Annotated in this window: 5 protein-coding genes and 1 pseudogene; 2 read left to right on the top strand and 4 right to left on the bottom strand. The window is 76.0% G+C overall.

Annotation, left to right across the window (positions count from 1 at the left end):
- Nucleotides 1-29 precede the first annotated feature (29 nt).
- The 4 genes from fusA to ACWDCZ_RS38160 all read right to left on the bottom strand — a co-directional run bounded on the left by fusA (nucleotide 30) and on the right by ACWDCZ_RS38160 (nucleotide 4,741).
- Nucleotides 30-2,096 carry an elongation factor G gene (gene fusA / locus ACWDCZ_RS38175; protein WP_449818341.1) on the bottom strand — a complete coding sequence of 689 codons (2,067 nt, stop codon included), beginning with the start codon at nucleotides 2,094-2,096 and terminating at the stop codon, nucleotides 30-32.
- 397 nt (nucleotides 2,097-2,493) lie between these two features.
- Nucleotides 2,494-3,000: a hemerythrin domain-containing protein gene (locus ACWDCZ_RS38170; RefSeq protein ID WP_449818340.1), complete on the bottom strand. Its 507-nt coding sequence runs from the start codon at nucleotides 2,998-3,000 to the stop codon at nucleotides 2,494-2,496.
- A gap of 153 nt (nucleotides 3,001-3,153) precedes the next feature.
- Nucleotides 3,154-3,741 carry a nuclear transport factor 2 family protein gene (locus tag ACWDCZ_RS38165; protein WP_449818339.1) on the bottom strand — a complete coding sequence of 196 codons (588 nt, stop codon included), beginning with the start codon at nucleotides 3,739-3,741 and terminating at the stop codon, nucleotides 3,154-3,156.
- 70 nt (nucleotides 3,742-3,811) lie between these two features.
- Nucleotides 3,812-4,741: a DMT family transporter gene (locus ACWDCZ_RS38160; protein ID WP_449818338.1), complete on the bottom strand. Its 930-nt coding sequence runs from the start codon at nucleotides 4,739-4,741 to the stop codon at nucleotides 3,812-3,814.
- A 49-nt stretch (nucleotides 4,742-4,790) separates the two neighbouring features.
- Here ACWDCZ_RS38160 and ACWDCZ_RS38155 point away from each other — a divergent pair, with 49 nt between their 5' ends.
- Complete coding sequence (locus ACWDCZ_RS38155; protein ID WP_449818337.1) at nucleotides 4,791-5,366, top strand: MarR family winged helix-turn-helix transcriptional regulator; 576 nt, start codon at nucleotides 4,791-4,793, stop codon at nucleotides 5,364-5,366.
- Between the two features lie 24 nt (nucleotides 5,367-5,390).
- Nucleotides 5,391-5,822: pseudogene (locus tag ACWDCZ_RS38150) on the top strand (DUF6328 family protein); the annotation flags it as partial.
- Nucleotides 5,823-6,007: the final 185 nt, after the last annotated feature.

The raw sequence follows: 6,007 nt of genomic DNA, 5'->3' as shown, positions 1-6,007 counted from the left end.
CCCCGGGTGGGGAGGGCCGGGCGACGGGCTCAGCCGGCCGGCGTGGGTGCGGGGGCGTAGCCGGCCGGGCGGGTGGTGAAGGTGCCGCGGCCCTGGGTGCGGCCGCGCAGGCGGCCCGCGTAGCCGAACAGTTCGGCGAGCGGGACCAGCGCGCCCACCAGGGCGGTGGCGCCGGGGCCGGGGTCGGTGGAGCGGACGTGGCCGCGGCGGGCGGCGAGGTCGCCGAGGACGGTGCCCAGCGCGTCCTCGGGCACGGTGACCGTCACCTCCGCGACCGGTTCCAGCAGGTGCATCCGCGAGGCGCGCAGGGCCTCGCGCAGGCCGAGGCGGGCGGCGGTGCGGAAGGCGAGCTCGGAGGAGTCCTTGGGGTGGGTGGCCCCGTCGGTGAGGGTGACGGCGACGCCGGTGACCGGGTGTCCGCCGAGCGGTCCTTCGGCCAGGGCGTCGCGGCAGCCCGCCTCGACGGCCTGCACGTACTCGCGCGGCACCCGGCCGCCGGTGACGGTGGAGGCGAACGCGAACTCCGCTTCGGCGCCGTCCGGCAGGGGGTGGACGTCGAGGACGAGGTGGGCGAACTGGCCGGCGCCGCCGTCCTGTTTGGCGTGGCGGTGGACGAAGCCGGTGACGCCCTCGACGAGGGCCTCGCGCAGGGCGACGCGCGGGCGGCCGACGACCGCCTCGATCCCGCTGTCGCGCCGGACCTTCTCCACCGCGACCTCCAGGTGCAGTTCGCCCAGTCCGGACAGGGTGCGCTGGCCGGTCTCGGGGTCGGTGGCCACGCGCAGCGAGGGGTCCTCCTCGGCGAGGCGGGCGAGGGCGGCGGCCAACTTGTCGGTGTCGGTGGCGCGGCGGGCCTCGACGGCGACCGTGACGACCGGTTCGGCGCTCACGGGGGCCTCCAGGAGGATCGGGTGGTCGGGGTCGCACAGGGTGGCGCCGACGCGGGTGTGCTTGGGGCCGACGACGGCGACGATGTCGCCGGCGCGGGCGTGGTCGGTCTCGGTGTGGCGGTCGGCCAGGACGGTGAGGATGCGGGCGACGCGTTCGCGGCGGCCGGTGGCGGTGTCGAGCACGGTGGCTCCCTTGTGGAGGGTGCCGGCGTACACGCGCAGGTGGGTGAGGCGCCCGGTGGGGGCGGCCGTGACCTTGAACGCCAGGGCGGTCAGGGGCTGTTCGGGGTCGGGGTCGCGCTGCTGGGTACGGTCGGCGGAGCGGGTGGGCGGGACGTCGAGCGGGGAGGGCAGGTAGGCGACGGCGGCGTCCAGGAGCGGTTCGATGCCGCGGTTGCGGTAGGCGGAGCCGCACAGCACCACGACGGCCTCGCCGGTGCGGGTGAGGTCGCGCAGGGCGGCGGTGAGGGTGGCGGCACCGACGGTTCCGTGGGCGCAGAACTCCTCCAGCGCCCGGGGGTGCAGTTCGGCGACGGCCTCCTCCAGGGCGCGGCGGCGTTCGGCGGCCGGGCCTTCGAGGTGGGCGGGCACCGGGCCGTGCGCCATGGCGCCGTCCTCGTGCCAGGTGAGGGCGCGCAGGTGGACGAGGTCGACGACGCCGGTGAACGACTCCTCGGCGCCGATGGGCAGTTGGACGGCCAGCGGGCGCGGGTGGAGGCGTTCGCGGATGGAGTCGACGGCGGCGTCCAGGTCGGCGCCGGCCCGGTCGAGCTTGTTGACGAAGGCGATGCGCGGCACGCCGTGGCGTTCGGCCTGGCGCCACACCGACTCGCTCTGCGGCTCGACGCCGGCGACCGCGTCGAACACCGCCACCGCGCCGTCCAGGACGCGCAGGGAGCGCTCGACCTCGTCGGCGAAGTCGACGTGGCCGGGGGTGTCGATGAGGTTGATCCGGTGCCCGGCCCAGGCGCAGCTGACGGCGGCGGCGAAGATGGTGATGCCGCGGTCGCGTTCCTGGGGGTCGAAGTCGGTGACGGTGGTGCCGTCGTGGACCTCGCCGCGCTTGTGGGTGGTGCCGGTGAGGTAGAGGATCCGCTCGGTGACGGTGGTCTTGCCGGCGTCGACGTGGGCGAGGATGCCGAGGTTGCGGACGGCGGCGATGCTGCTTGTGGTGGTGGTGCTCGCGGTGGTGGTGTGGGTGCGCATGGCCCGGGTGCCTTTCGAGGCGGTCCTGCTGGTGGGTGGGCGCGCGATTCGGCAGTGCCGACGGACCGTCGGATTCGTTGCCACACAGTGGGCTTACGGCCTCACGGGCCGGTGTCAGACGGTGGCGGCACTGCTCCGGTGCCGGCCGCGCAGCGGGCACCGGGAGAGGCGGGACACCAGGATCACCTCGTACCGCGACGCGGGAGAGGGGGCGGCGGCACTCTGCTTCGGCATGGCCGCCCGCCCCCTCTCCCCATCTCGTACGTCACGGTCGTCGCGTTCGGGCCGCGCGTCGGGGCGCGGCCGCGTGGCGAGTGTAGGGAAGGCGGGCCGGACGGTGCGACGGGTTTTACGGTGCGCGGGTTCTACGGCGCCCGGGTCTTACGGTGCGCGGGTTTTACGGTGCCGGGTCCCGCGGCGCGCGGAAGCGCAGGACCGGTTCGGACCAGCCGTCGTCGCGCACCCCGGCGTCCAGGGCGGCGCCGATGGCCCGTTCCTCGTAGCCGAAGTGGGAGTCCATGATGGCGGCGAGCCCGTCGAGTTCGCGTCCGATCGCCTCCAGGTCGGCGTCGGGCCGTCCGGCGGCCTGGTCGGCGAGGTGCCGTACCCGGCTGAGGATGCCGGTGATGAAGCCGTGGTCCTCGACGAGTTTGGCGATGGTCGGCGCCAGGTCGGGGCGTTCGCGCAGGAGTTGGGCGAACAGGCCGTCGTCCTCGCCCTGGTGGTGGTTGGTCAGGGCGGTGCAGAAGGCCAGGCAGTGGGTGAGGAGCCGGTCGTCGTCGCCGTCCGGGCGGGGCCGGCCGAGGTTCGCGCGCAGGTCGGCGAGGCGGCGGCGCAAGTCCTGGTGCGCGCGGGATAGTTGCAGGCTGAGGGCGGCCGTACGGCCGGTGGAGGGGGAGGCCACGGGTGGCGGTCCCTTCGGTTGCGCACCTCCATGCCTGACGCGGTCCGTCACCGGCACGCGATGCTCGCGCCAGCAGATCACGTGATCCGCCCGGCGGGCAAGCGGCGGGGCCCCGGCCCAAGTGACGCCCCGGCCGGTGCCCCGGGGCCGCCGTCACGCTCCGCCGGCGAGGTCGCGCAGGGTCGCCCCGGCCTTCGGGGTCAGGACGAGCGGGCCCCTGCCGCTCGTCCACACGGCCCGCACGTCCAGGCTCCGCAGGCGCCAGCCGTCGGGGGTGCGCACCGCCTCGCCGGTGAACGTGCCGCCGACGTCGAAGCGGCCGCCGGGCTCCTCGCCGCGCGCCCGCTGGGTGGAGGCGAGGTGGACGTGCGCCATGACGGCGTTCCAGCGCACCGCGGCCCGGTCCCCGTCCAGGTCGATCATGTGGTTGGCGCCCACGTGCTGGGTCCGCTCGAACTTCCCGAGGGTCGCCTGCTCGGACTCGGCCAGCCCGTCGATGCCCTCGTGGTCCCCCACCGGCGTGGTGATCCGCACGTCGGGGGTGAAGTAGCGCCGCGCCCACGCCTCGTCGAACCGCCCGCCGCCGCGGGGCACCGTGTCGAGGCTGAGCAGGTAGCCGTCGATGAGGCCGGTGATCTCGGCGCGGTCGGTGAGGACCCGGACCCGCTGTTCGAGCGCGGCGAGGTTCGCGGCGATGGTGTCGATGGCGGTGGTGGCGGTGGCGGTGGTGGCGGTGGTCATGGCCCTGGCTCCTCGGGGTCGCCGTGCGCGGCGCGACCCGGTCCGGTCGCGCACCACGGAGGCTAGGACCTCAAGTCGACTTGAGATCAAGGTCCCGGTCCGCCGATGGGCGGGCCCGCCCGTCGGCGGGCTCGGCGGCGGGACGGACAGCGGTTTCGGCGCGCGGGCGTCCGAGCAGGATGCCCGCCACGACCAGCGCCAGCCCCGCGCCCTGGCGCGGCCCGAAGGCGTCGCCGTCCAGCGCCGTGCCCAGCAGCACGCCGGTGAGCGGGTTGAGCAGTCCGAGCAGGCCCACGGTGCCGGCCGGCAGGTGGCGCAGCCCGGCGAACCAGCAGGCGAAGGCCAGCGCGGTGGCGATCACGGTGGTGTAGCCGAAGGCGAGCAGGGTGGGCGCGTCCACCGGCGGGGGCGGGCCCTCGACGGCGGCGGCGAGCGGCAGCAGCACCAGGCCGCCCGCGGTCAGCTGCCAGGCGGTGGCGGCGAGCGGGTCGGCGCCCTCGCGCCAGCGGGCGGCCAGCACGTAGCCGACGGAGGAGACCAGCATCGCGGCCGCCGAGGCGGCCAGCCCGGCCCAGCCGATGCCCTCCCCCGGTCCGGCCAGGGCCAGCGCGACGCCGGCCAGGCCCACCAGCGCCCCCGCCAGGTGCGCGCGGCGCGGGCGCGGGCCGGCCAGGGCCCAGGCGGTGAGCAGCATGGTCAGCGGGGAGGCGGCCATGACGGTGGCGGCGGCGCTGGTGGGCAGCAGTTGGGAGGCGAGGTAGAGCAGGACGAAGAAGACGGCGGTGTTGAGCAGGCCGAGCAGCGCGCTGCGCCACCACCAGGCGCCGTGCGGGCGGCGGCGGGCGAGGGCGAGGAGCAGCAGGCCGGCGGGCAGGGCGCGCAGGGCGGCGCCCCACAGGGGGTGGTCGGCGGGCAGGTGGGCGTGGGTGACCCAGTAGTTGGCGCCCCAGGCGACGGGGGCGAGGGCGGTGAGCAGGACCCACCGCGTATTGGCTTCCATGGAAGACAATATAGCTTCCCAGGAAGCTATCGGGGGTAGGATGGCGCCCATGGAGCACGGACAGGGACAGGGACACGGACAGCACGCCGACCGCTCGGACCACGCGGACCACGTCGCCCGGGTCCAGGCCGAGTGGCGGCGCGAACGCCCCGACCTGGACGTCTCCCCGCAGGCCGTCATCGGGCGCCTGCACCGCCTCGCCGCCCGCCTGACCGCCGAGCTGACCCTCGTCTACCAGCGCTACGGCCTGGGCGAGGGCGAGTTCGACGTGCTCGCCGCGCTGCGCCGGGCCGGCGCCCCGTACGAGCGGGCCCCGGGCGAGCTGGCCGCGCACACGATGGTGACCACCGGGGCGATGACCAAGCGGATCGACCGCCTGGAGCGCGCCGGGCTGGTCACCCGCCGCCCGGCCGCCGACGACCGGCGCGGGCGCGTGGTCGCGCTCACCGAGGCCGGCCGGCGCCTGATCGACGAGGCGTTCACGGCGCACATGCGCAACGAGCACCGGCTGCTGGCCCACCTGAGCCCCGAGGAGGCCGGCGCCCTGCAGGGGTTGCTCACCGTCTGGCAGCAGCGCCTGGACGGCACCGGGGGCGCGGACCCCGGTGCGACGCGCGGGGCCTGACGCCGGGCCGTGGGAAGCTGACGCATGACCAGTGCACCTCCCCCGGACTCCCCCTCGCCCGGCCACCGGTCCGACTCCGCTCCCCCGCCCGGCTGGGGGAACCCGGCCGTGCGCGCCGACCGGCGCCTGGTGGCGATGCTGCAGGAGCTGCGGGTGCTCCAGACCGGCGTGCAGATCGTCTTCGCGTTCCTGCTCGGCGTCGCCTTCACCCCGCGCTTCGCCCAGCTCACCGACGCCCAGCAGGACGTCTACGTCACCACCCTGCTGCTGTCGGTCGTCGCCGCGGCCGTCCTGGCCACCCCCGTCGCCCTGCACCGCGGGCTGTACCGCCACCCGGGCAAGGAGCGGATCGTCGCCGTCTCCATCCGCGTCGCCCAGGTGGGCCTGCTGCTGCTCGCCTCCGCGCTGACCGGCGCCGTGCTGCTGGTCCTGGACGTCGTCCTCGGCACGGCGCTCGCGGTGCCGATCACCTGCGGCATCGCGCTGATCTTCGCCGTGCTGTGGTTCGGCCTGCCCTGGGCGGTGCGCCGCTCCGCCCGCCGCGACGGGGCCGCTGGGCGTCATGGCGGGCGCCCGCCACCGCCGTCCCACCCGCGACCTGAGCCAGGCCCCGCACAACCCCGGCCAGGCGCTCACCGCCC

This window comes from Kitasatospora sp. NPDC001225, from assembly GCF_053597855.1.
This window is presented reverse-complemented; position numbering and strand designations above follow the sequence as displayed.

What these genes read in the sequence shown, in the direction of transcription:
- fusA (WP_449818341.1), bottom strand. Translation starts at nt 2,096, where the DNA reads ATGCGCACCCACACCACCACCGCGAGCACCACCACCACAAGCAGCATC.
- ACWDCZ_RS38165 (WP_449818339.1), bottom strand. Translation starts at nt 3,741, where the DNA reads ATGACCACCGCCACCACCGCCACCGCCACCACCGCCATCGACACCATC.
- ACWDCZ_RS38160 (WP_449818338.1), bottom strand. Translation starts at nt 4,741, where the DNA reads ATGGAAGCCAATACGCGGTGGGTCCTGCTCACCGCCCTCGCCCCCGTC.
- ACWDCZ_RS38155 (WP_449818337.1), top strand. Translation starts at nt 4,791, where the DNA reads ATGGAGCACGGACAGGGACAGGGACACGGACAGCACGCCGACCGCTCG.